Origin of the sequence: Blautia sp. AF14-40, assembly GCF_003479665.1 — a bacterium.
Taxonomy (GTDB): domain Bacteria; phylum Bacillota; class Clostridia; order Lachnospirales; family Lachnospiraceae; genus Fusicatenibacter; species Fusicatenibacter saccharivorans.
The window spans coordinates 157,925-179,869 of sequence record NZ_QUHK01000002.1; the positions used below are offsets into that span (position 1 = coordinate 157,925).

The following is a 21,945-nucleotide window of genomic DNA, read 5'->3' on the forward strand; positions in this document are numbered from 1 at the left end:
AGATATCCTATGAAACAGTCGGTATTAGAATATAAGAAACTTCTGGAGCAGGAAGGCCTTCTGGTGGAATTTGCAGAGCCGGAAGGAAAAGAAGGAGAGGACAGACCCGTTACCCTCGTAACGTATTTTTCGGGCGGAGCGGATCAGGGAACGCTGTTTCTCTGCAAAGGAGCTGCATTCAAAGAGGCATACTTAAAAGACGCCGTAAACCGCGGTGCTGTTGCCTATGTAAGTGAAAAAAAATACGAAGCGGGAAAAGAAATTCCGGCGCTCATCGTCAACGATGCCAGAAAAGCACAGTTTGTGCTGGGTGAGGCGTTTTACGATTATCCGGCAAAGTCGCTGCATGTCACGGCGCTGACCGGAACAAAAGGAAAGACAACGACAGCCTACTACCTGCAGTCGATGCTCGATGCCTGCCTGAAAAAACAGGGCGGAAACGGATGTGCACTGTTAAGTTCGATTGAATATTACGACGGAAAGACGAGAGAAGCATCAACGCTCACCACGCCGGAATCCCTGGAGCTGTGCCGTCATATGCGCAATGCCGTAGATGCAGGCCTTTCCCATATGGTGATGGAAGTATCCTCCCAGGCGCTCAAATACGAGAGAGTCGGAAACACGCATTTTGATACCGCCATTTTCCTGAACATCTCCAAGGACCACATCAGCCCGACGGAGCACAAGGATTTTGATGATTATTTCCAGTCGAAATTAAAGATCTTCGACCGCTGCACCTGCGCCTGCGTGAACCTGGACAGCGACCATATCGGGGAAATCCTGAAAGCTGCGGCAAAATGTGAGCGCGTCGTTACGTTTGGATCGAAAGAAAATGCTGTAATCCGCGTGAGTGATATCAAGCCGGGCAGAGGAAAATTCTATTTCCATGTGGCAGGACCGGATTTCTCGGAAGATTTTACCCTGCCGGTGCACGGAGCCTTCAATGTGGAGAATGCCGTAGCTGCCATTGCGGCTGCCTGGTCGATGGGAATCCCGGTTTCGCTGATCAAGGAAAGCCTCCTTGGCGTCACCGTTCCGGGAAGGATGGAGACGTATGAGAGCAGCGCGGGCGAGGTCACGGCGATCGTGGATTTCGCGCACAATGGCCTGAGTTTTGAAAAAATGTTTGATACCGTAGCACTCGAATATCCGGGGAGCCGCGTAAGCGTTGTGTTCGGAACCCCGGGCGGAAAAGCATTCAACCGCAGAAAAGATATGGGTGAGATTTCCGGAAAACGGGCGGACCGGATTTTCCTCGTACCGGATGATCCGGGAAACGAAGATCCGCAGGCGATCTGTGAGGAGATCGGCGGGTACATAGCAAAGGAAGGTGCATCCTTCCAGATCCGCATGGACCGCGGAGCAGCAATCCGGGAGGCGATTCTTGGCGCCGTACCGGGAGAGGTTGTTCTGATCCTTGGAAAAGGCGCGGACGTGACGATGCACGTCGGAAACGGAAATGTGCCGTACCGGTCAGATGCCGTCTATGCAAAAGAGGCGCTTGCCGAATATGGAAATGCATTTGCCGAAGCGGCAACGGCTCGTGAAACAGAAGAATAGAAGCAAAAACAGAAAAAACAGAGCAAAAAAGACACGGAACAGAAAAATCCGTGTCTTTTTTGCGTCTGGCGGCAGCAGAAATGAAAATCAGACAGGAAATTTGGCGGATACATCCTACAAAATGTAGAAAAGAAGGACAGAAACTAGCCCGTATGACGAAAAGTTGTTAAAAATATAACGAACGAAAGTTAGACTTGTGAAACTAAACACAGAAAGCAAAAACCCGGGAACCATGCGGAAAAAGACGAATTCTGCGGGATGAAGGACAAAGCTGTAAGTTTTTGGAAAGAATTCTTGTGAAAAAGAACAAAAAATGGTATAATTGTATTGAAATATATCCAGAACACCCCTTCTGGAAGCGTACGGGCTCAGTGAGAAAAAAGATTTCACGAAAATGCTCGAAAAAAACACTTGTTAAATTCTTGTCATAGTGCTATGATAAGGAAAGTGAAAAATTTATCAATCACAAAAACCAACTAGGGGTATTTTAGAAAGGAGTATTTATGAGCAGCAAGATTACCATCATTGGAGCTGGAAGCGTTGGATCTACGATCGCCTATACACTGTCGAACGAAGACATCGCGTCTGAGATTGTTCTCATCGATATTAACAAGAAAAAAGTAGAGGGAGAGGTTATGGATATCGCGCAGGGTACCTGCTTCCGCGATCCGGTCTCCATCATCGCAGGTGAGTATGAGGATGCCAAGGACTCTGATATCGTAATTATTACTTCCGGTATTGCAAGAAAGCCTGGCCAGACCCGTATTGAGCTGACCCAGACCAACGTAAACATCTTAAAATCCATCACACCGGAAATCGTAAAAGCGGCTCCGAATGCCATCTACATCATTGTAAGCAACCCGGTTGATATCATGACCTACGTGTTTACAAAGATCTCCGGACTTCCGGAAAACCAGATCCTTGGTTCTGGTACCATGCTGGATTCCGCGAGACTTCGCTGCGGACTGTCTGAACACCTCAACATTGCCCAGAAAAACATCCACGCTTACGTATTCGGTGAGCACGGCGATACTTCCTTCATTCCGTGGAGCGGCGCTTACGTTTCCGGTGTCAGTCTGGACGAGTACTACGAGACCGTAGAAAAAATGGGCAGGAACGTAACCAAGATCGACAAAGATGCTATGCTGGAGTACGTAAGAACTTCCGGCGGACAGGTTATTGCAAACAAAGGAGCTACTTTCTATGCAGTATCTGTTGCAGTATGCAAACTGGTAGCAACCATTCTTTCTTCTTCCGATTCTGTAGCAACCGTATCTTCCATGATGCACGGTGAGTACGGCATCGAGGATGTATGCTTAAGCACACTGACCCTCGTTGGACCGAAAGGCGTACAGGGCAAGATTCCGATGCGTATGACAAAAGAGGAAGTAGAAAAACTCAAAGCAAGTGCCGACGCATTAAAAGCAGTTATCGCACAGATCGAGCACTAAGAGCGGGCAATAAGCTCAAAACATAAAATTTATGGCAGTGGCAGAAAGTGCGAAAGAGCGGTATCTCCCACTGCCTTAACGTGCGCCTGAAGAAATTTTCCGCCGGGTGTACATAAAAAGAGTACCGGAAACTTTTCCGGTGCCGGACAGAAGATACCGCAGGAAAAATGGAAACCAACAGGAGCAAGTAAGAAAGGAGCAATTCCATGACCTACAGTTATTTTCCGGGCTGTACGCTGAAGAACAAAGCAAAAGATCTGGATCATTATGCCAGAGAGTGCGCAAAAGTTCTGGGATTTGAACTGGAAGAAATTGAAAACTGGCAGTGCTGCGGAGCTGTGTATCCACAGGCATCCGATGAAATCGCCACAAAACTTTCTTCGGTTCGCGCCTTAGCAGACGCCAAAGAAAAAGGACAGGATCTGATCACAGTCTGTTCCGCCTGTCATCACGTGATCAAACGCGTAAACGATGACATGGCGAATGTAGAAGACATTCAGACAAAAGTAAACAACTACATGGCTCTTTCCGAGCCATATCTTGGCGAAACGAAAGTACTTCATTATCTGGAAGTGCTGCGTGACGTCGTTGGATTTGACAAGATCAAAGAGAAAGTGGTAAACCCATTAAAAGGAAGAAAAATCGGCGCATATTACGGCTGTATGCTGCTTCGTCCGAGCACCACAATGCAGTTTGACGATCCGGAAAATCCGACAATCATTGAAGACTTTATCAAGGCCCTTGGCGCGACACCGGTCGTATATCCGATGAGAAATGAGTGCTGCGGCGGCTACATATCCCTCAAAGAAAAGAAAATGGCATCCAACATGGTAGACCAGATCATGGTATCCGCATCCTACAAAGGAGCAGAAGAACTGATCACTGCATGTCCGCTTTGCATGTACAACCTGCGCAATAACGGAACAAAAGAAGGTCTTCCGGTTACCTACTTTACCGAGCTTCTTGCAGAAGCACTCGGCATCAAAGAGGAGGTGCAGGCATGAAAATTGCAACATCCGATGAAATCCGTGCCATCGCCGGTGTGGATACCAGAAAATGTATGAAATGCGGTAAATGTTCCGCATCCTGTCCTGCTTATAACGAAATGGACATCCGTCCGCATCAGTTCGTATCCTATGTACAGAACGGCGATGTGGAAGCACTGATGAACTCCAAGTCCATCTGGAAATGCCTCTCCTGCTTCGCATGCGTAGAGCGCTGTCCAAGAGACGTAAAACCTGCCAAACTGATCGAGGCAGTCCGTCTTTCTGTCATCCGCCAGAAAGGTGAGAATTATCTCTCCCCGGATGAAATTCCGGCACTTCTGGACGATGAGACTCCGCAGCAGCTGCTGATGAGTGCATTCCGTAAATATAGAAAGTAAAAAACAACCCATCCACAGAAAGGTGAGAGAAAAGTGCAAAGAATAGGAGTATTTGTCTGCCACTGCGGTACAAATATTGCGGCTACCGTTGATGTTAAAAAAGTTGTTGATGTCATCAGCAAAGAGCCGGGTGTTGTACATGCAGAGGATTATCAGTATATGTGTTCCGAAACAGGTCAGCAGAAAGTGATCGATGCCATTCAGAACGAGCATCTGACCGGCGTTGTTATCTGTTCCTGCTCTCCTCGTATGCATGAAGGAACGTTCCGCAAAGCAGCAGAAAAAGCGGGTCTGAACCCGTATCAGCTGGAGATTGCAAACATTCGTGAGCAGTGTTCCTGGATTCATAAAGATATGGAAGAGGCTACCGAGAAGGCCGTGATCCTGGCCCGTGCAGCCGTTGCAAAAGTTATGCTGGACACCCCGCTTACCCCGGGCGAGAGCCGCGTTGTAAAACGTGCGCTGGTGATCGGAGGCGGTATCGCAGGTATTCAGACAGCACTGGATATCGCAGATGCAGGCTATGAAGTAGATATCGTAGAGAAGACCCCGAGTATCGGCGGAAGAATGTCCCAGCTCGATAAAACATTCCCAACCCTTGACTGTTCTTCCTGTATCCTGACTCCTCGTATGGGAGAGGTAAACGCCCATGAGAAGATCAATATCTATACCTACAGTGAAGTAGAGAGCGTTGGCGGATTTGTCGGTGATTTCAAAGTAGATATCCGCAAAAAAGCAAGATACGTAGATATGGACAAATGTACCGGATGTGGTCTCTGCCAGGAGAAATGTCCATCTAAGAAAAACTTAAGTGAGTTCAACCGCGGACTGTCCACACGTACTGCAATTTACACACCGTTCGCACAGGCAGTTCCGAATGTACCGGTCATTGATACTGCAAACTGTATCCATTTCAAAACCGGAAAATGCGGTATCTGTTCCAAAGTCTGCGCAGCAGGTGCAGTAAATTACGATCAGAAAGATGAAGTAATTACAAGAGAGTACGGTGCTATCGTTGTTGCAACCGGTTTTGATACCATCAATCTGGATAAGTTTGATGAATATTATTACAACCAGAGCAAAGACGTTATTACCTCTCTTGAAATGGAACGTCTGATGAACGCTGCCGGCCCGACAGGCGGTAAAGTAGTACGTCTTTCCAATGGCGAGCATCCGAAGGATATCGTATTTATCCAGTGCGTTGGCTCCCGTGACGTAACCTGCAGAGGAAAGAGCTATTGCTCCAAGATCTGCTGTATGTACACCGCAAAACAGGCCATGCTGGTGCGTGACCATTATCCGGATGTCAATGTACATGTCTTCTACATTGATGTTCGTACCCCGGGTAAGAACTTCGATGAGTTCTATCGCCGTGCAGTAGAAGAGTTTAGCGTAGATTATATCAAGGGTCAGGTAGGAAAAGTATCTGAGGCTCCGAACGGACGTCTTCTGGTACAGGGATCCGACCTTCTGGACAACCGTCAGATCAAGATGGAAGCAGACCTTGTTGTCCTTGCAACGGCAATCGAGCCGAGTAAAGATGCAAGAAAACTGGCTACCATGCTGACTGCAAGTATGGATACCAACGACTTCTTTACCGAGGCACACGCAAAACTGCGTCCGGTAGAGTCTCCGACCGCAGGAGTTTTCCTCTCCGGTGTATGCCAGGGACCGAAAGATATTCCGGAAACCGTTGCACAGGCCGGAGCAGCTGCTGTCAAAGTAGTCGGACTGCTTGCAAAAGACAAACTGACCACCAACCCGTGTACAGCAGAATCCAATCCGCTGTTCTGTAACGGATGTGCATCCTGTGAAAAAGTCTGCCCATACGGCGCGATTTCTTACGAAGATCGTCAGGTCAACGACCACGGAATCCGCGAAACCAGACATGTGGCAGTCGTTAACGGCGCACTTTGCCATGGATGTGGTGCATGTACCGTTGCATGTCCGTCCGGTGCTATGGACCTGAAAGGATTCTCCAATAGACAAATTCTCGCGGAGGTAGATGCAATATGCCGATAGATAACAACGAAAACAAAGAATTTAAGCCAGTCATCGTGGCATTCTGCTGCAACTGGTGCTCCTACGCAGGAGCAGACCTGGCAGGTTCCAGCCGTCTTTCCTATCCGGCAGACGTAAAGATCATCCGTGTTCCATGTTCCTGCCGTGTTAATCCGCTTTTTATCTTAAGAGCTTTCCAGAAGGGTGCTGACGGAGTCATCCTCTGCGGATGCCATCCGGGAGACTGCCATTACAGCACAGGAAACTATTATGCAAGAAGACGTATGACCCTGCTGTTCTCCATGCTCGACTATCTTGGAGTTGAAAACGGACGTACCCGTGTGGAATGGGTATCCGCCGCAGAAGGTGTGAAATTCTCCCAGACCATGAACGAGTTCATTGAGCAGGTGAGAAGTCTTGGTAAAAATGTCAGATTGGAGGATTTACGATGCAAGAAAAATTAGTATCACGCGCAAAAGAGCTTCTGTCTGACGGTACCGTAGTCCGCGTTCTTGGCTGGAGAAAAGGCGATACAGATTTCAGCGCAGAGCCTGCATTTTTTGAAAGTGCCGAGAGTCTTGACGAATTTACCTATGACGGATTCTGTGGTGCCAACTTAAGCAAATACATGATTAAAGCATCAAAAGAAGAAGGAAAAACACTCGTTTTCTTAAAACCGTGCGATACCTACAGCTTTAATCAGTTAATCAAAGAGCATCGTGTGGACCGCGAGAAAACCTATATCGTTGGTGTAGGATGTGACGGAAAACTCGATATCGAGAAAATCCGTGAAGCAGGCTGCAAGGGTATTACCGCTGTAACAGAGGACGGCGATACCATCAAAGTTGCAACGGTTTATGGTGTCAAAGAGCTGAAAAGAGAGGATGTCATCCTCGAGAGATGTAAGGCCTGCAAGGGTGGAAAACATGTAGCATACGACGAGCTCGCAGAAGGCTGTGACGAGGAAAAACCGGCAAAAGAAGGCCGTTTCGAACTGGTTGAAAAGCTTGAGGCAATGGCTCCGGAAGAACGGTTCGCATTCTGGCAGAATGAGCTTTCCCGCTGTATCCGCTGTAATGCATGCCGCAACGTATGTCCGGCCTGCAGCTGTATCAAATGCGTATTTGACAATGATCGTTACGATACTGCACAGAAAGCAAACACTACGACATTTGAGGAGCAGATGTTCCACATCATCCGTGCATTCCACGTTGCCGGACGCTGCACGGACTGCGGCGAGTGTTCCCGCGTATGTCCGCAGCATATTCCGCTGCACCTTCTGAATCGTAAATTCATCAAAGATATCGATGAGTTCTACGGAGAGTATCAGGCAGGAGAAGACACTGACAGCCGTGCACCGCTCACCAACTTCACACAGGAAGATGTAGAGCCAAGTATCGTCAAGGAAAGGGGTTAAGGGATGTATCAGATTAGCAGAGAAAAAATGCCGGAGCTCCTTGCCGCTGTTGCAAAGGAGATGGATCTTTTCCTTCCGGTACAAAACAATGGAATTACCAATTTCGGTTTCTGGACCGAGGACGCGAAAGTGGATCTCGATACCTTAAAAACCGTAAAATCCCCAAAAGACGCCTTTTTCCCGCAGAGTGAAGTTCTTTACTCCTGCTATCAGAAGGCAAACAAGACCAGCATCGAGCCGGCAGCATTAAAAGATGCGCCGTTCGCTATTTTCGGCGTTCGTCCATGCGATGTCCGCGCTTTCGATGTTCTGGACCGCGTATTCTTAAGCGAGCCGGCTGACGTTTACTATGCAGCAAGAAGAGAGCACGGCATTGTGGTTTCTCTTGCATGTCATGAGCCGGAAGACAGCTGCTTCTGCAAGACCTTCGGTATCGATGCGGCAGAACCGCAGGCTGATGTTGCGATGTGGCAGGTAGCTGACGGTTATGCATGGGAAGCAAAAACCGAAAAGGGTGAGAAGCTGACAGAGCTTGTGAAAGAATACCTTACCGAGCAGGATCTTGCAAAAGAGGTTGAGGCTGAAAAAGAAGCCATCCGTACCCTGATCGACAAGATGCCAAACAGCAATCTCTCCCTCGAGGGATGGGGCGTAGGCAAGACAAAAGAGCGTTTCGATGATCCGAAATGGAAAGAGCTTTCCGATGCCTGCTTAGGCTGCGGAACCTGTACGTTCTCCTGTCCGACCTGCCAGTGCTATGATATCAAGGATTTCAATACAGGAAACGGTGTACAGCGTTACCGTTGCTGGGATTCCTGTATGTACTCTGACTTTACGATGATGGCAGCAGGAAACAACCGTACCACACAGATGCAGCGTTTCCGTCAGCGTTTCATGCACAAGCTGGTTTACTTCCCGGACAACAACGATGGAATGTATTCCTGCGTCGGATGCGGACGCTGCGTAGAGAAATGCCCGCAGTCGCTGAATATCGTAAAAGTCATCAAACGCATGGGAGGTACCAAGTAAATGTGCAATTGTAGTTGTGGAAGCGAAGAAAAGAAAAACGCTTTGCTGCCGCAGGTCGGTATCATCACAGATATCCGCCGCGAAACACCGGACGTAAAGACATTCCGTATCGTTCGTCCGGACGGCACCAAGCTGTTTGAACATATGCCGGGCCAGTGCGCAATGCTCTGCGTGCCGGGCGTTGGAGAGGCGCTGTTTTCCATTACATCCTCCCCGACAAACAAAGAGTACCAGGAGTTCTCCATCAAGGAGTGCGGTACTTTAACAAACTATCTTCATAATATGTCCGTAGGAGATGAAATCCTGGTTCGTGGACCGTACGGAAATCATTTCCCGGTAGAAACTGTATTAAAAGGACAGGACCTGCTGTTCATCGCCGGTGGTATCGGACTTGCTCCGCTGCGTTCCGTGATCAATTACGTACTGGACAATCGTGACAACTACGGTACCGTAGATATCGTTTACGGTTCCCGTTCCAAAGACGATCTGGTACAGTTAAAAGAGATCCAGGAAGTATGGGCGAAAGCAAAAGATGTCAACGTGCATCTGACGATTGACCGTGAGCAGGAAGGCTGGGACGGTCATGTAGGATTCGTTCCGAATTATGTGAAAGAACTGAACATGTCCGTTGACAAAACAGCTCTGATCTGCGGACCGCCGATCATGATCAAATTTGTTCTTCAGGGACTTCAGGAACTGGGCTATGAGAAAACACAGGTTTACACTACTTTGGAGCTTCGTATGAAATGCGGTATCGGAAAATGCGGCCGCTGCAACATCGGAGATAAATACGTCTGCAAGGACGGCCCTGTTTTCCGCTGCGACGAGATTGACGAATTACCGAACGAATATTAAACGGAGGTTGAAGAAAATGCAGGAAATGGTAAATATTTACGTTTACGGCAAAAAGTATTCCGTACCTGGCGATCTGACCATCATGACCGCTATGGAGTACGCCGGATATCAGTTAAAACGCGGATGCGGATGCCGTCACGGATTCTGCGGTGCATGTGCGACCATCTACAGAATCAAAGGAAAAAATGAACTGAAAACCTGTCTGGCATGTCAGACACAGGTAGAAGACGGCATGTATATCGCAAGCCTTCCGTTCTATCCGATCGACAAGAGAACATACGATATCGAAGAGATCAGCGCAGAGCAGAGAGTCATGATGGATCTGTATCCGGAAATCTACAGCTGCGTTGGATGTAATGCATGTACCAAAGGATGTCCGCAGAGCCTGAACGTTATGCAGTATATTGCATACGCACAGAGAGGCGACTTCAAGAAATGTGCAGAAGAGTCCTTCGACTGCATCGGCTGCGGAATCTGTGCATCCCGCTGTCCGGCTGGTATCTCCCATCCGATGGTAGGAGAGCTGGCAAGACGTCTGAACGGAAAATACATTGCTCCGAAGTCTGAACATGTAAAGAACCGTGTAGCAGAGATCAAAGAAGGAAAATTCGATGATCTGATCGAGCAGGTTATGCAGAAACCGATCGAAGAAATGCAGGAACTTTACAACAACCGTGAGATCGAGAAATAAGGAGGGAATTTCTAATGTATACACTGGCCAATATGCAGGACTCTATTAAAAAGGTAGAAGCTACCAGAGCCCAGAGAATGGCAACAGAGCCAAGAAGAATGACAGCGGATGAGAAAGATGCCCTTCTTGCAGCATATCATCCGGACTATAAAGAGGAAGGCTTCATCACCCTGAAAGTCGGCCCGAACAAAGGTGAGAAAGTTCCGACAGAGCTCGGCTATCTGCTGGAGTCCAACAGCCGTATCTTAGGTGTTGACATCGACCTTGACAAAGTAGATTACGACGTAGATGTACTCGTTATCGGTGCCGGCGGAGCAGGTTCTTCTGCAGCGATCGAGGCACATGAGGCAGGCGCTAACGTTATGATCACAACAAAACTCCGTATCGGTGATGCAAACACCATGATGGCTGAGGGTGGTATCCAGGCAGCAGACAAAGAGAATGACTCCCCGGCACAGCATTATCTTGATGCATTCGGCGGCGGACACTTTGCTGCAAGACCGGAACTGCTCCGCAAGCTCGTAATGGAAGCTCCGGATGCAATCTCCTGGCTGGAAAACCTCGGCGTTATGTTCGATAAAGATGAGAACGGCCGTATGGTAACAACACACGGCGGTGGAACATCCAGAAAACGTATGCATGCGTGCCGTGACTACTCCGGAGCAGAGATTATGAGAACTCTGCGTGATGAAGTCATCAACCGTGGTATTCCGGTCGTTGAGTTCTCATCTGCAGTAGAGCTGATCAAAGACGATAAGGGACAGGTTGCCGGTGCTGTTCTCCAGAACATGGAGACCGGAGAGTACCAGGTAGCAAAAGCAAAAACTGTCATCATCGCAACCGGTGGTGCAGGACGCCTTCACTACAACAACTTCCCAACCTCCAATCACTACGGTGCAACCGCTGACGGTCTGATCCTCGGATACCGTGCAGGTGCTCCGCTTCTGTATCAGGATACCATTCAGTACCATCCGACCGGAGCTGCTTACCCGGCTCAGATCTTCGGTGCTCTGGTAACCGAGAAAGTACGTTCTCTTGGTGCAATGCTTGTAAACGTAGACGGCGAAGCTTTCATGCATCCGCTGGAAACCCGTGACGTATCCGCAGCAAGCATTATTCGTGAATGCTCCGACGACCGCAACGAGGGCGTTGAGACTCCGCAGGGCAAGGCTGTATGGCTGGATACCCCGATGATCGATCTGCTTCACGGAGAAGGAACCATCGAGAAGAGAATTCCGGCTATGTTCCGTATGTTCATGCAGTATGGTATCGATATGAGAAAAGAGCCGATTCTGGTTTACCCGACCCTGCATTATCAGAACGGCGGTCTGGAAATCAACGGCGAAGGCTTCACCAATACGGTAAACAACCTGCTTGTAGCAGGCGAGGCTGTCGGAGGAATCCACGGAAGAAACCGTCTGATGGGCAACTCTCTGCTTGACGTTATTGTATTTGGCCGCGATGCAGGAAAAGCTGCTGCAGCAAAAGCAAAAGACGTAACGCTTGGCAAGATGAATCTGGATCACGTTGAGAAATACGCTGAGACCTTAAAAGAGGCAGGTATTGATACCGGTATGGTATCTCCGCAGCTTCTGCCGAATTATGCAGGTAAAAGACACCTGTAAAATGCAGTAACCGCGAAAAAGCGTGTCGGAAGGGGGCGGCGTTTAAAAGCCGCTTCCGGGACACGCTTTCCGTGCTGAAATCCAAAAGGTTTTTCGGTACGATAAATCATAGAAGTAAAGAAAGGTGGAGAACCCCATGCGTGAAATTCAGGCTAGTACCATTACGGATGTGGTAGAGAAACTTTGTATCGAAGCAAACTACCATCTTCCGGAAGACGTAAAATGTGCCATCACAGGCTGCCGTGCCTGCGAGGATGGCGAGATTGCAAAAGGTGTTCTGGACAAAATCGTAGAAAATTATGAGATCGCAGACGCACAGAACGTGCCGATCTGCCAGGATACCGGAATGGCATGTGTTTTCCTGGAAATCGGACAGGATGTGCACATCGCAGGAGGAGATCTTGCAGAGGCAGTCAACGAAGGTGTCAGAAGAGGATATGACAAAGGATACTTAAGAAAATCCGTTGTCAAAGATCCGGTCAGAAGAGGAAACACCGGCGACAATACACCGGCTATGCTCTACACCGAGATCGTTCCTGGCGATCAGATCAAAGTAACCGTAGGCCCGAAAGGCTTCGGAAGCGAAAATATGAGTATGATCCGTATGTTCAAACCGTCCGCAGGTCTTCAGGGAATCAAGGATTTCATCCTGGAAGTTGTTGAGACAGCAGGCCCGAACCCATGCCCGCCTATGGTAGTCGGCGTTGGTATCGGCGGAACCTTCGATAAATGTGCACTGCTTGCGAAAAAAGCACTGATGCGCCCGATCGATTCCGAGAACCCGGATCCGTTCTACGCAGATCTGGAAAAAGAAATGCTGGAGAAAGTCAACAAACTCGGCATCGGACCGCAGGGCTTTGGCGGAAAAACCACAGCCATCGGCCTCAATATCGAGACAATGCCGACTCATATTGCGGGAATGCCGTGTGCAGTCAACATCAACTGCCATGTTACCCGTCATAAAACGGAGGTGATCTGATCATGGAAAAACATATTCAGCTGCCTTTAACAGAAGAACTGGCAAAAACACTGCATGCCGGAGATACCGTATATCTGACCGGAACTATCTATACTTCCCGTGACGCCGGACATAAGAGAATGTGTGAAGCGCTCGCAAGAGGAGAAAAAATCCCGTTTGATCCGACAGACGCTACGATTTACTACGTAGGACCGACCCCTGCAAAACCAGGCCAGGTCATCGGATCTGCAGGTCCTACCACCAGCGGCCGTATGGATGCGTATGCTCCGACCATGATGTCCGTAGGCGCAAGAGGAATGATCGGTAAAGGCGCACGTCTTCCGGAAGTTGTAGAAGCCATGAAGAAATATCATGGCGTATACTTCGGAGCCATCGGCGGAGCCGGCGCACTGCTTGCAAAATGCATCAAAAAAGCAGAGCTGATCGCATACGAAGATCTTGGCGCAGAAGCACTTCGCCGTCTGGAAGTAGAAGACATGCCGCTTTTTGTTATCATCGACTGCGACGGAAATAATCTGTATGAGATGGGAAGAAAAGAATACTTAGAAGCGCATAAAGAAGACTAAAGGTTACATTTGTAACGACGAAATACAAGAGAGACCATAGACCCGTCTGATTATTTCAGACAGGTCTCAAGCTGAAAAGACATCAGGGCATTAACACTTGCAAGCGACTTTCGGCAGAAAAAGAAATGAAAGAGGAAGAAAAACATGACTGTAGAAATGATAAGCCACTTACTGGAAGCACTGATGATCCTGTGCTTTGGCCTGTCCTGGCCGCTGTCCATTTATAAATCCTGGACTTCAAGAACAGCAAAAGGAAAGAGCCTTTACTTTGAGGTGTTCATCTGGATCGGATATATTTTCGGTATTGCTAACAAATTTATCAGCTATATGAACAATCCGGACAAAGACTGGATCTTTTTCCTTGCATGGGCTTTCTATTTCCTGAACATTGCAGAGATCACCGTAGATATGGTGCTGTACTTCCGCAATGTAAAACTGGATAAGAAAAGAGAAGCAGAGAAATAAAGCAGCGGAATACAGTTAAACTTACAGAATCCCCGGCGGTGCGGCATTTGAGGCGGCATCGGCGGGGATTCTTATTTCTATACGATGACTCACACTGCGAAAAGAAAACATTGCGGGAACGCAGAAAGCAGGGTATACTTGTGTATAGAATCTGCTTGACTTAAAGTGCACTTCATAGTTTAAAATAAAGAAAGCTGGAGATTTGCGGTGTCAGAAAAGAGAAGGTTCTGACAAAGCAGAGGTTTCGGCTTTCTTTTTATGTTGTATCGTATTTGGGTGTGAAAAAAAGGAAAAAACGAAAACGAGGTGAATGCTTTGGAGGCAAGAGAGGTATTAGAAAAAGTAAAAAACAACGAAATCTCGATCGAGGAGGCAGAGAAATATTTCAAAAAAGAGCCGTTCGAGGAGATGGGATATGCTAAGCTGGATACGCACCGTGAAATCCGGAGCGGATTTGCGGAGGTCATTTTCTGTGCGCGGAAGGCGGATGAACATCTGCTGAAGATTTTTACGCGTCTGTACGAGCAGGATGGGGAGGTCTTCGGAACGAGAGCCAGTGAGCATCAGTATGAGCTGATCCGCGAAAAGTTTCCGGAAGTGGTGTATGATCCGCTGTCGCATATTTTAAAAATAGAAAAGAAAGACAAGAAGCGGATCGGAAAAATTGCGGTCTGTACGGCTGGAACTGCGGATATTTCCGTTGCCGAGGAGGCGGCGCAGACCGCAGAATACTTCGGTGCAAACGTTGAGCGTATCTACGATGTCGGTGTGAGCGGTATCCACCGCCTGCTGTCGCGTCTCGATACGATTCAGAGCGCCAACTGCGTTGTAGCCGTTGCCGGAATGGAGGGGGCGCTGGCGAGCGTGCTCGGCGGCTTGGTGGACAAGCCGGTGATTGCTGTTCCGACATCCGTTGGCTACGGGGCCAGCATGAACGGTCTTTCGGCGCTGCTTACGATGATCAATTCCTGCGCGAACGGAATTGCCGTCGTGAATATCGACAACGGCTATGGAGCCGGATATATTGCAACACAGATTAACAGAATGGGAGTACATCAAGATGAGTAAAAGTTTATATCTGGAGTGCGGGAGCGGAATCAGCGGAGATATGACCGTTGCAGCGCTGCTCGACCTGGGAGCAGACCGGGAAGTACTGGAGAAATCACTGGAAAGCCTGAAACTGCCGGGATACGAAATTGCGATTACAAGAGTGAAAAAGTCGGGGCTGGATGCCTGCGATTTCAATGTGATTCTGGATGCAGAGCATGAGAACCATGATCACGATATGGCGTATCTGCACGGGGATGGGGCGGAAGTGCATGACCATCCACATGATCACGAGCATCATCATGACCACGAGCATGCGCACAGCCATGACCACGATCACACAGGGGAGCATCATCACCATCATGAGCACCGCGGGCTGCCGGAGATTCTTGCGATTATCCGCAGCGGCGGTCTGACACCGGGAGCAAGAGCGCTGGCGGAGCGGATTTTCCAGATTCTTGCCGAAGCGGAAGCAAAAGCCCATGGCGTGCCGCTTGATCAGGTGCATTTCCATGAGGTGGGAGCTGTCGATTCCATCGTGGATATTGTGTCTGCCGCTGTCTGCCTGGATAACCTGGCGCCGGATGAAGTCATCGTGACGGGTCTCAGCGAGGGAAGCGGCTTTGTCAGATGCCAGCACGGCATGATCCCGGTTCCGGTACCGGCTGTTTTAAATATCGTACAGGCACATGGCCTGACCCTCGTTCCGACCGGAATCCAGGGTGAACTGGTCACACCGACCGGAGCAGCCATTGTTGCGGCAATCCGCACCAAAGAGACACTGCCGGCATCCTTCAAATGTACCAGAACAGGTCTTGGCGCCGGAAAACGGACGTATGAGCGCCCGTCACTGCTGCGTGCGATGATGCTCGAAACAGAAGAAAACGACGAGAAAGATACGATCTGGAAGCTGGAGTGCAACATTGATGACTGCACCGGCGAGGCGCTCGGCTACTGCATGGGAAAACTGCTGCGATCAGGCGCAAGAGATGTCCATTACATCCCGGTCTATATGAAGAAAAACCGCCCGGCTTACCAGCTGGATGTAATCTGTGATGACACAACGCGGGAGACGTTGGAAAATATCATATTCGCCGAGACCACCACAATCGGCATCCGCCGCTGCCGGATGGAGCGCACCGTGATGAAACGCGAGTTTGCGACAATCGCAACCGAGTACGGCCATGCGACAGTCAAGATCTGCCGCCACGGCGAGATCGAAAAAATTTACCCAGAGTACGAGAGTGCCGCAGTAATTGCAGAAAAAAGCGGCATGCCGGTCGGCGAGGCTGGTGCGTGGATCGTACAGAAATATAAAGAAGGAAACAAAAAAGCATGAGATATTTAAAACCACATTTTTACGACCAGTTTGTATGCACCGCCGGAGACTGCCCGGATACGTGCTGTGCCGGCTGGCAGATCGTGATCGACGAGGATTCCCTGGAGCGGTATGGAAATGAGAAGAGTGAGTTTGGAAAGCGCCTGCGCAATTCGATCGACTGGGAGGAAGAGTGTTTTTACCAGAACAACCGCCGCTGTGCCTTTCTGAATGATGAAAATCTCTGCGATCTTTACAAGGAACTGGGGCCGGATTCCTTATGTGACACCTGCCGCCTTTACCCGCGCCATACGGAGGAGTACGAGGGTCTGCGTGAATTATCCCTGTCCCTTTCCTGCCCGGAAGCTGCACGGATTATCCTGTCCTGCAAAGAGCCGGTGCGTTTTCTGGAGGAGGAGACCGACGAGGAGGATGATTTTGAAGAGTTTGACTTCATGATGTTCTCCCAGCTGGAAGACACGAGAGATGTTTTGTTCCGGATTCTGCAGAACCGCGAACTGCCGCTGCAGGAGCGCATGACGGCGGCAGAGCAGCTCGCAGAACAGTATCAGATCTGTATGGAGGAGCAGCGGGAGTATGATATCGATGACCTGCTTCGGAAGTATGAAAAGCATCTGGAAGAGGGAACCTTAAGCGAGTGCGTGGCGGAGAGCCTTGCGGAAAAAGGTGTGGATGCTGCATCCTTTCATGCATATGACCGCCAGGTGAAGGAACTTGCCGTTCTCCGCGGTCTCGAGCGTCTTCGTCCGGAATGGGATACTGTGCTTGACGGCACAGAAAAAGCGCTGTATCAGAACGGAGAAACCGCTTATCAGGCCATCTGTGAAGAATTCCATCGCACCTGGGGCGCTGCAGGTGAACGCCGTGCAGAGTGGGAAAACATCGGTGAGCAGCTTTTGATGTTTTTCGTCTACACCTATTTCTGCGGCGCCGTCTATGACGATATGGTCTGTTCCAAAATGGAACTCGCGCTGTTCTCTGTCCGTTGGATTCAGGAAATCCTGGTTGCACGGTGGCTGGAAAATGGAAAAACGCTTTCCATGCACGACATCGAGGAGCTTTCCTGGCGCTATGCGCGTGAGGTCGAGCATTCCGATGATAATCTGAATGCGCTTGAGGACTGGCTTTTTGAAACTTATGCACCAGAAGGCTGTGTGCTGGAGGAGGAGTAATCCTGCATCCGATAGACTTACTGCACATTTTCCCTGATGTGTGTTAAGATAGAAGCGTTGTTACAGAAAGAAAAGAGGGAAAATTATGCAGGAAAAACAAAAGAAATGGATTCTGCGCATTGCGCTTTATCTGATTGGAATTATGGTGCTGGCACTCGGTATCACACTGAATACGAAGACGAACCTCGGCGTATCGCCCATCATCTCCATGCCGTACGCCGTGGCACAGATCTTCGGCTATGAAACAGGAACCGCCGTCTTCGTGGCGTATTTGATCTTCATCGTATTACAGATCGTACTGCTGAAAGGAAAATTCCCGCCGTTCCAGCTTCTGCAGGTTGCCGCAAGTTACCTGACGAGCGCCTTTATCACCATCTTCGACCGGATTTTCCCGGCACCTGACCAGATGGGAATGCGGCTTCTCGTTCTTGTCCTTGCCATCATTCTTACGGGAATCGGCGCCGCTGTGACCGTAGACGTCAACATCGTCCCAAACCCGGCCGACGGCCTGGCAAGAGTTCTCGGCGAGCGCTGCGGAAAGAACATGGGTTTCGGAAAAAATCTTTTTGATTTCTCCGCCATCGTCATTTCCCTTGCGATCGGCCTCATCGATGCCGGCCGCCCGGTAGGAATCGGAATCGGCACTGTTATAGCCATGGTCTGCACAGGAAGAGTCATCGCGGCATTCAATCATTTCGCAAAAAAGAAAATAGAAGAAATCACCATCGCCTGAGTGATCCATGCCCCTGTCGAAAAACCTTGAGTTTTCGGTGGGGGTTTGTTATAATAAAAGACAGCGAAAGAAAAATTTTTTGATTTGTCATAAGGCGTTTGTTTGCGTTATGAGAAGTGCGAAGGAGGAAGTGGCAAATGAACTTAGTTATTACGATGAGCCGCCGGTTTGGTACTGGGGCGAGTATTATTGCGAAAGAACTTTCCGAGAGACTGCATATCCCGGTATATGATAAGGACGATGTAGAGCACGGCATGCGTGAAAATGCCTTTGAATCTGAGGCGGATGCGATCCGCGAGCTGGCGAAACAGCCGTGTATTATCATTGGACGGTGTGCTTCGGAGTTTCTGAAAGATAAAAGCAACGTCATCAATATTTATGTCTGCGCGGACAAAGAGGACCGGATCAAACGTATCATGAAGCTGTTTTCCCTGACAAGAGAGGCGGCTGAGGTGATGCTGGAAGAGACAGACAAGCAGCGTGCCGAGTATTATTATAAAAATACCGGAAAGACATGGGGCGATGTCAATAACTACCATATGATCCTGAATACCTCGGATCTTGGCATCGAGAACTGTGCCGATATTCTGATGCGGTATTTTGAAATGAAAGATTATATCTAAGAGATATTTAAAAAGAAATACATAAAAAATCAGGTGCTTCCCGAAAAAGAGAAGCACCTGATTTTTTGTGCGGTTTAGTAAGCCTGATACGTATTGCCATAACTCCGGCTGGAGAAGTAATTCTGTTTCAGAACCAGGAACAGTTCGGCATCGGTTGCATATTTGTACGGATACAGATAGAAAATACCGACAAGATTGCAGGTGATTCCGGAAAGAATATACCATCCGATAAAGGAGAGATCAAGAATAAATGTATTCATCTTTTCACCGTTCATCATTTCACGGCTGATGCGGAATGCTTCTTCGGTCGAAAGTTCCGGGTAGTCGGCGAGAAGATAAGGAACCATGCGGTATTCATAAGCTTTCACAATTCCAGGAATCAGAAGAAGCAGCGACCAGAGGAATATATAAAGATTTTTTAAAAACAGAGTCCACACAGTTTTTCCATAGTAGCCGTTCTGGAATCCGAACAGTATGTTGCCAAGTCCCGCTTTTTCCATCGAGTTTTCAATGAAAAACCTCGAGCCTCCTACCTCAAATGGTGCAAGAACAAAAATACGGATCAGAATAAAGGCAAGACCAATGACAAGAAGTACAATGCCGCTGAAGACAGTAAAAACAAATTTAACCGGTCCAAGCGGGGTGAATTTTTCTGCAAAGGATTCCACATTGAAGTTATCGGAAGAAATCGTAAATCCAGATATACCGACCGAGTTAGTCTGATTGCTGTCATTGTTGGAATTTCCAGAATTAGAAGTACCGCTTCCGACCAGCAGAGTCAGAATCAAGGCGGCTACCACACAGATCCAGTAATTGCGTAAAAATGCGGCTTTTCCGCGGGTTTTCAGTTCCTCTCGAGTCCACATAAAAAAGACCTCCCTCTTAATGTAAGTGTAAACAGCAGACAATTCTGCCAAGTCACGATTATCTTACCATGGGGCAGGTGAAACATCAAGACAGCTTAAGGAAAGTTTAAGAAATTGGCAGAAAGATTAAAGTGGAAATGTGCATTCTTAAATAAAGATTTTACTTGTGAAGCGGGGATGAATGTGCTATAATCTCTCCGGTGCGTCAGAACGCAGCGGGGCCGGGTTTCTCCGGGGTGCGTTCTGAAAAAAAGAAACCTGTACGTTGAATTGACAAAGAGAGCGAGGAATCTACGTGTATCTGACAAAGGACGAGTTTTTGCAGAAATTCGGAATTCTGCCGCAGGAATTTGAGGAAGCAGATATTTCCTGGGAAGAACTGCTGGAAATTGCGGATGATTATGAACGGCGCCGTCCGACGCTGGAAAAGATCCGAAAAGAATTTGTGGCAGAGTTTTTGCAGGACAAGGAAAAAGAGATCGGACTGCAGTCGTACCACAGCCGTCTGAAGGACACCGAACATCTGGTGGAAAAGCTGGTGCGCAAGCGCCTAGAAAATTATGCAAAGTACCGGAAAATGGATTCGACAAGCTATATGCGTTACGTGACAGATCTGATCGGAATCCGGGGACTTTTGCTGTATCGGGAGGACTGGGTAAACTTCCATAAATACATTACGCACTGGTTTAAAAATGATCCGGAGAAATACATCCGTGATTACGGCCGTGACTACGACCAGAACGCATCGGGCTATATGGCAGAGCCGCCGAAAGTCCATACAAGACTTGGCGATTACGCCGACATTTATGTGAACTGGATTCCGGAGGAGAACATTCTGGACCGGAAACATTACCGTGCGGTGCATTACATTGTCGTTTACCGCGGCGTCTACATTGAAATTCAGATTAAGACGCTGTTCGAGGAGGGCTGGGGAGAGATTGACCACAGCATTCTTTACCCGCGGCGCAAGGGAAACGCCATGCTGACAGAGTTTTCCGAGCTGCTGAACCGTCTGGCGGGCATGGGAGATGAGATGGGATCGTTCTACCGCCGTCTCCAGGTTGTGCCGGATGAGAAGTTCCAGAGCAAGGAAACGATCGTGCGCAAGCGTGAATTAAAACCGCAGGTCAAGGCAGCGGTGGAAAAACGCGATCTGAATGAAATTCATACGATGGATGATGCCGTCTGGAGCATACTGAAAGAATAAAACTGCTTTTCAGACATGGGAAAGGATAAAAAATGGATGGAAGAAACACGGGCCGCATGGGCTTCTCTCATGCAGCAGAGGACTCTGCGGAGAATATGATGGCGGCAGTCAAAGCCGGAAAAATCCGAAAACATCTGATGGGAAATACCTCGCCGATCCGCTACGGAACAATGGAAAAACGCGAGATGACCGAATATACCGACTTTGTCCGGACGAAACTCTGCTATGAAATCCTGAATCTGCCCGGGGAGGAAAAATGAATACAATAGAAAAAATATACACAAACTACGACGGACTTCTGGAAGAATTTTCCGAGGAAGTAATCCAGAGCCGTTACGCTGTTTTTTACGAAGAAATCGAGGAATTTGCCAAGAGTCTCGGCATCCGCGAGAAAATCCAGATCAGCGAGTCGCTGTTGAGCCATGCAGTGCTGGACTATTTCACGGATATTTCCCGCCTGAAACATTTTCATCAGGCAAAGCATATCAATTCATTGAAAGTGATCTCCTATGAGACCTACTGGCTGCTGCGGAGAAAACCGATCCAGATCCTGGTGGAGGATGAGACATCGGATGCGATGGCATTTCTGAACGAAAAGTTCGTCTTTTCCCGGATTGCCAAATATCTGATGGGCGACGGAAAACGGGTGATTTTAAGTCCGGAGACGAAAAAAGGCTTTCTGAATTATCTCGATTCGCTGTTTTATTACCTGAAATACCGCAATTACGATGCAGAAATGCTCGAGATGATGCTGATGGGCTTCAAAGCGGGTGTTCTCGTGGCGGATGATTTAAAGGAGCAGGAGTCCTGAAAAACGGGCGGAAGCGGAATACAACAAAATAAGATGAAGATCGAAAGAACCGGACGGGCCGTAAGGCTGCTGTCGGGTTCTTTTTTTGTGCGGTGCTGCATAAAGTGCAGAGAAAACATTGCGA

Annotated in this window: 23 protein-coding genes; 22 read left to right on the top strand and 1 reads right to left on the bottom strand. The window is 48.6% G+C overall.

Features of this window, described 5'->3' with window-relative positions:
- Positions 1-9: 9 nt before the first annotated feature.
- From DWW13_RS02675 to DWW13_RS02765, 19 genes are all read left to right on the top strand, one after another.
- Positions 10-1,560 (top strand): Mur ligase family protein, encoded by a 1,551-nt coding sequence (locus DWW13_RS02675; protein ID WP_055219372.1) that lies wholly within the window; start codon positions 10-12, stop codon positions 1,558-1,560.
- Positions 1,561-2,063: 503 nt separating this feature from the next.
- Positions 2,064-3,011 (top strand): L-lactate dehydrogenase, encoded by a 948-nt coding sequence (locus tag DWW13_RS02680; RefSeq protein ID WP_055219369.1) that lies wholly within the window; start codon positions 2,064-2,066, stop codon positions 3,009-3,011.
- A gap of 206 nt (positions 3,012-3,217) precedes the next feature.
- Positions 3,218-4,015, top strand: a complete 798-nt coding sequence (locus DWW13_RS02685; RefSeq protein WP_117509214.1) for a CoB--CoM heterodisulfide reductase iron-sulfur subunit B family protein — start codon at positions 3,218-3,220, stop codon at positions 4,013-4,015.
- The gene (locus tag DWW13_RS02690) at positions 4,012-4,395 is read left to right on the top strand and encodes a 4Fe-4S dicluster domain-containing protein (protein WP_117509213.1); all 384 of its coding nucleotides are present in this window, start codon (positions 4,012-4,014) and stop codon (positions 4,393-4,395) included. Before DWW13_RS02685 ends, DWW13_RS02690 begins: the two co-directional genes overlap by 4 nt.
- Positions 4,396-4,428: 33 nt before the next feature.
- Entirely contained in the window at positions 4,429-6,417 is a 1,989-nt protein-coding gene (locus tag DWW13_RS02695; protein ID WP_022461170.1) for a CoB--CoM heterodisulfide reductase iron-sulfur subunit A family protein, read from the top strand.
- On the top strand, positions 6,408-6,860 hold the full coding sequence (locus tag DWW13_RS02700; protein ID WP_022461171.1) for a hydrogenase iron-sulfur subunit: 453 nt from the start codon (positions 6,408-6,410) through the stop codon (positions 6,858-6,860). The genes DWW13_RS02695 and DWW13_RS02700 overlap by 10 nt, the downstream gene beginning before the upstream one ends.
- Positions 6,845-7,813 (top strand): 4Fe-4S dicluster domain-containing protein, encoded by a 969-nt coding sequence (locus DWW13_RS02705; protein WP_117509212.1) that lies wholly within the window; start codon positions 6,845-6,847, stop codon positions 7,811-7,813. Before DWW13_RS02700 ends, DWW13_RS02705 begins: the two co-directional genes overlap by 16 nt.
- 3 nt (positions 7,814-7,816) lie before the next feature.
- Positions 7,817-8,842: a 4Fe-4S dicluster domain-containing protein gene (locus DWW13_RS02710; protein WP_055227522.1), complete on the top strand. Its 1,026-nt coding sequence runs from the start codon at positions 7,817-7,819 to the stop codon at positions 8,840-8,842.
- The gene (locus DWW13_RS02715; protein WP_022461174.1) at positions 8,843-9,697 is read left to right on the top strand and encodes an FAD/NAD(P)-binding protein; all 855 of its coding nucleotides are present in this window, start codon (positions 8,843-8,845) and stop codon (positions 9,695-9,697) included. It begins immediately after the preceding gene.
- Positions 9,698-9,713: 16 nt separating this feature from the next.
- Complete coding sequence (locus DWW13_RS02720) at positions 9,714-10,388, top strand: 2Fe-2S iron-sulfur cluster binding domain-containing protein (RefSeq protein ID WP_055265389.1); 675 nt, start codon at positions 9,714-9,716, stop codon at positions 10,386-10,388.
- A gap of 14 nt (positions 10,389-10,402) precedes the next feature.
- Positions 10,403-12,013 carry an FAD-binding protein gene (locus tag DWW13_RS02725; RefSeq protein WP_117509211.1) on the top strand — a complete coding sequence of 537 codons (1,611 nt, stop codon included), beginning with the start codon at positions 10,403-10,405 and terminating at the stop codon, positions 12,011-12,013.
- A gap of 136 nt (positions 12,014-12,149) precedes the next feature.
- Positions 12,150-12,992: a fumarate hydratase gene (locus DWW13_RS02730; RefSeq protein ID WP_055265393.1), complete on the top strand. Its 843-nt coding sequence runs from the start codon at positions 12,150-12,152 to the stop codon at positions 12,990-12,992.
- 2 nt (positions 12,993-12,994) lie between these two features.
- Positions 12,995-13,558 (top strand): Fe-S-containing hydro-lyase, encoded by a 564-nt coding sequence (locus DWW13_RS02735; protein ID WP_117509210.1) that lies wholly within the window; start codon positions 12,995-12,997, stop codon positions 13,556-13,558.
- Between the two features lie 144 nt (positions 13,559-13,702).
- On the top strand, positions 13,703-14,023 hold the full coding sequence (locus DWW13_RS02740) for a hypothetical protein (RefSeq protein ID WP_022461179.1): 321 nt from the start codon (positions 13,703-13,705) through the stop codon (positions 14,021-14,023).
- A 315-nt stretch (positions 14,024-14,338) separates the two neighbouring features.
- A complete protein-coding gene (gene larB, locus DWW13_RS02745) occupies positions 14,339-15,091 on the top strand; it encodes a nickel pincer cofactor biosynthesis protein LarB (protein ID WP_055219567.1) in 753 nt (250 codons plus the stop codon).
- The gene (gene larC, locus DWW13_RS02750; protein ID WP_118719137.1) at positions 15,084-16,409 is read left to right on the top strand and encodes a nickel pincer cofactor biosynthesis protein LarC; all 1,326 of its coding nucleotides are present in this window, start codon (positions 15,084-15,086) and stop codon (positions 16,407-16,409) included. Before larB ends, larC begins: the two co-directional genes overlap by 8 nt.
- Entirely contained in the window at positions 16,406-17,581 is a 1,176-nt protein-coding gene (gene fliB, locus DWW13_RS02755) for a flagellin lysine-N-methylase (RefSeq protein ID WP_055265399.1), read from the top strand. Before larC ends, fliB begins: the two co-directional genes overlap by 4 nt.
- 85 nt (positions 17,582-17,666) lie before the next feature.
- On the top strand, positions 17,667-18,314 hold the full coding sequence (locus DWW13_RS02760; RefSeq protein ID WP_117509208.1) for a YczE/YyaS/YitT family protein: 648 nt from the start codon (positions 17,667-17,669) through the stop codon (positions 18,312-18,314).
- Positions 18,315-18,451: 137 nt separating this feature from the next.
- Positions 18,452-18,937: a cytidylate kinase-like family protein gene (locus DWW13_RS02765; RefSeq protein WP_022461910.1), complete on the top strand. Its 486-nt coding sequence runs from the start codon at positions 18,452-18,454 to the stop codon at positions 18,935-18,937.
- Positions 18,938-19,011: 74 nt separating this feature from the next.
- Here the strand turns inward: DWW13_RS02765 and DWW13_RS02770 are convergent, their stop codons facing one another.
- Positions 19,012-19,803, bottom strand: a complete 792-nt coding sequence (locus DWW13_RS02770) for a DUF975 family protein (protein WP_117509207.1) — start codon at positions 19,801-19,803, stop codon at positions 19,012-19,014.
- Between the two features lie 295 nt (positions 19,804-20,098).
- On the opposite strand from DWW13_RS02770, the gene DWW13_RS02775 reads away from it, so the two are divergent.
- Genes DWW13_RS02775 through DWW13_RS02785 form a run of 3 tightly spaced genes read left to right on the top strand, consistent with a single transcriptional unit; the run spans position 20,099 to position 21,821 of the window.
- The gene (locus DWW13_RS02775) at positions 20,099-21,010 is read left to right on the top strand and encodes a GTP pyrophosphokinase (RefSeq protein WP_226906353.1); all 912 of its coding nucleotides are present in this window, start codon (positions 20,099-20,101) and stop codon (positions 21,008-21,010) included.
- 32 nt (positions 21,011-21,042) lie between these two features.
- Positions 21,043-21,270: a hypothetical protein gene (locus tag DWW13_RS02780; protein ID WP_055227506.1), complete on the top strand. Its 228-nt coding sequence runs from the start codon at positions 21,043-21,045 to the stop codon at positions 21,268-21,270.
- Positions 21,267-21,821, top strand: coding sequence for a hypothetical protein (locus DWW13_RS02785; RefSeq protein ID WP_022461914.1), 555 nt, complete (start codon positions 21,267-21,269; stop codon positions 21,819-21,821). The genes DWW13_RS02780 and DWW13_RS02785 overlap by 4 nt, the downstream gene beginning before the upstream one ends.
- Positions 21,822-21,945 lie beyond the last annotated feature (124 nt).

Coding starts and splice junctions, on each gene's coding strand:
- DWW13_RS02675 (WP_055219372.1), top strand. CDS start 10: ATGAAACAGTCGGTATTAGAATATAAGAAACTTCTGGAGCAGGAAGGC.
- DWW13_RS02680 (WP_055219369.1), top strand. CDS start 2,064: ATGAGCAGCAAGATTACCATCATTGGAGCTGGAAGCGTTGGATCTACG.
- DWW13_RS02685 (WP_117509214.1), top strand. CDS start 3,218: ATGACCTACAGTTATTTTCCGGGCTGTACGCTGAAGAACAAAGCAAAA.
- DWW13_RS02690 (WP_117509213.1), top strand. CDS start 4,012: ATGAAAATTGCAACATCCGATGAAATCCGTGCCATCGCCGGTGTGGAT.
- DWW13_RS02700 (WP_022461171.1), top strand. CDS start 6,408: ATGCCGATAGATAACAACGAAAACAAAGAATTTAAGCCAGTCATCGTG.
- DWW13_RS02705 (WP_117509212.1), top strand. CDS start 6,845: ATGCAAGAAAAATTAGTATCACGCGCAAAAGAGCTTCTGTCTGACGGT.
- DWW13_RS02710 (WP_055227522.1), top strand. CDS start 7,817: ATGTATCAGATTAGCAGAGAAAAAATGCCGGAGCTCCTTGCCGCTGTT.
- DWW13_RS02715 (WP_022461174.1), top strand. CDS start 8,843: ATGTGCAATTGTAGTTGTGGAAGCGAAGAAAAGAAAAACGCTTTGCTG.
- DWW13_RS02720 (WP_055265389.1), top strand. CDS start 9,714: ATGCAGGAAATGGTAAATATTTACGTTTACGGCAAAAAGTATTCCGTA.
- DWW13_RS02725 (WP_117509211.1), top strand. CDS start 10,403: ATGTATACACTGGCCAATATGCAGGACTCTATTAAAAAGGTAGAAGCT.
- DWW13_RS02730 (WP_055265393.1), top strand. CDS start 12,150: ATGCGTGAAATTCAGGCTAGTACCATTACGGATGTGGTAGAGAAACTT.
- DWW13_RS02735 (WP_117509210.1), top strand. CDS start 12,995: ATGGAAAAACATATTCAGCTGCCTTTAACAGAAGAACTGGCAAAAACA.
- DWW13_RS02740 (WP_022461179.1), top strand. CDS start 13,703: ATGACTGTAGAAATGATAAGCCACTTACTGGAAGCACTGATGATCCTG.
- larC (WP_118719137.1), top strand. CDS start 15,084: ATGAGTAAAAGTTTATATCTGGAGTGCGGGAGCGGAATCAGCGGAGAT.
- fliB (WP_055265399.1), top strand. CDS start 16,406: ATGAGATATTTAAAACCACATTTTTACGACCAGTTTGTATGCACCGCC.
- DWW13_RS02760 (WP_117509208.1), top strand. CDS start 17,667: ATGCAGGAAAAACAAAAGAAATGGATTCTGCGCATTGCGCTTTATCTG.
- DWW13_RS02765 (WP_022461910.1), top strand. CDS start 18,452: ATGAACTTAGTTATTACGATGAGCCGCCGGTTTGGTACTGGGGCGAGT.
- DWW13_RS02770 (WP_117509207.1), bottom strand. CDS start 19,803: ATGTGGACTCGAGAGGAACTGAAAACCCGCGGAAAAGCCGCATTTTTA.
- DWW13_RS02780 (WP_055227506.1), top strand. CDS start 21,043: ATGGATGGAAGAAACACGGGCCGCATGGGCTTCTCTCATGCAGCAGAG.
- DWW13_RS02785 (WP_022461914.1), top strand. CDS start 21,267: ATGAATACAATAGAAAAAATATACACAAACTACGACGGACTTCTGGAA.